The sequence below is a fragment of the Mesorhizobium sp. M1E.F.Ca.ET.063.01.1.1 genome, from assembly GCF_003998155.1.
In the GTDB taxonomy this organism is placed as follows: domain Bacteria; phylum Pseudomonadota; class Alphaproteobacteria; order Rhizobiales; family Rhizobiaceae; genus Mesorhizobium.
The window spans coordinates 1-409 of record NZ_RZSC01001711.1 but is presented as its reverse complement, the minus strand read 5'-3'; the positions used below and the strand labels follow the sequence as shown (position 1 = coordinate 409).

The window sequence follows — 409 nt, the reverse complement described above, 5'->3', positions numbered from 1 at the left end:
CGCCGCCGCTCACCGCCTTGGCGCATTCGAGGATCGGGTCCGGCGGCGGCGAGGCAAAGACATTGCCGATCGCCGCGGCATCCGCCAGCCCCTTGCCGACGAAGCCGAGAAAGGTCGGCTCGTGGCCCGAGCCGCCACCGATGACCAGCCCGACCTTGCCTGGCCGCGGCCCGTCGCGGGCGATGATCGAGCGCGGGCTGCCGTCCACGCTCCTGAGGTGGCGAGGATGCGCGGCCAGTATTCCTTCCAGCATCTCGTCGACGGAACGGTTGCCGTCGTTGATGATCTTCTTGGTCTGCACCGGCATCCTCCCGATCTCGGTTTTTTCGCGATATTAGAGGCTGTTACCGGGATTGCCACCCCGGCAACCGCGCCTCACGCCGCGATCTTTTCACGCGCCGCACTTATC

General features: G+C 66.7%; 1 protein-coding gene. It reads right to left on the bottom strand.

All coding sequences use genetic code 11. From position 1 onward, the window contains the following. Positions 1-301: dihydroxyacetone kinase subunit DhaK (locus EOA29_RS40540; RefSeq protein ID WP_145970206.1), on the bottom strand; the 301-nt coding region annotated here is incomplete at its 3' end. Between the last annotated feature and the right edge of the window lie 108 nt (positions 302-409).